Origin of the sequence: Thorsellia kenyensis (assembly GCF_042432445.1) — a bacterium.
Taxonomy (GTDB): Bacteria; Pseudomonadota; Gammaproteobacteria; order Enterobacterales; family Thorselliaceae; genus Thorsellia; species Thorsellia kenyensis.
Window position 1 is genome coordinate 1 of sequence record NZ_JBHLXE010000128.1, and the last position, 1,024, is coordinate 1,024.

Annotated in this window: 1 protein-coding gene; it reads right to left on the reverse strand. The window is 41.1% G+C overall.

Annotation, left to right across the window (positions count from 1 at the left end):
• The coding region (locus ACFFIT_RS13280; protein ID WP_385878415.1) for a reverse transcriptase domain-containing protein at window positions 1–546 on the reverse strand (546 nt) is incomplete at its 3' end.
• Window positions 547–1,024 lie beyond the last annotated feature (478 nt).

Sequence of the window (1,024 nt, forward strand, 5' to 3'; positions counted from 1 at the left end):
ACTCCCATCAGGATACATTACATCTGCTTTTAGCCATCGTACAAGGGCAAGTCTAACCCATTTAGGAGGGTTTTGTTTGTCTATTGCTTTTAGCATAAGGGTATGATCAATATTATCGAAAAAACCTTTAATATCTAAATCAATTACCCACTTATGCTTGTGGCAATTGGAGCGAGCTTGCGCTATTGCATCGTGTGCCGATTTACCCATTCTATAACCAAAGGAAGAAGGATGGAATTCTGAGTCCCATTGTGATTCTATCTCTAGTTTGACAGCCATCTGGGCAACCCTGTCCCCAACGGTGGGAATGCCGAGCGGACGCATCTTGCCATCTGATTTTGGTATCTCAACACGTTTTACCGGTGGTGGGAAATAAGTTCCTGAACTAAGTCTATTCCAAATCTTATACAGATTTTTCTTTAAATCCAGCTCAAAGGCATCGATACTCATTTTATCAATACCTGCAGACCCCCCATTTCCTTTCACTCGTTGCCATGCTTCTTGTACTTTCCATTTACTGATTGAAAAGGGTTTTGTTCTGTTCAATTATTTCATCCTTATACTTCAAGTTGTCTAATCAAGCAAAACTAGGTTAGTTGTCCCCTTCACTCCATTTCCATTACAGAAACTTCATCATTACTACGAGACAATCTGCCAATGCGCCCTTCATCGCTATTTCGTCTTACGGGTTCTCTGCTATAACTTTTCGCTTAACATTAGGGCAACATCTTCCTGAGTTCTCTATTTGCGCCTGTAGTAATCTCCTGCCATCTATATGCCGGTGAGCCGACTAAACCGTTATTGCAAGTCACGTTTAGCTTTGTTAGTGCGAGTAACTTGAGCCCGCAGTTTTGACATCACAGTTACACTTAACGACACTTCATCGATGGTTCATTTTCATTCAGCTTATTACTACACATCTGACAATTTAAATATTGCCTTTTAACTCCACGCTCACCACGATATCTCTTAAATAACGCAGCTGGAGCCGATTTAACACCAACTCTTGCTAGCCGATGTTGAT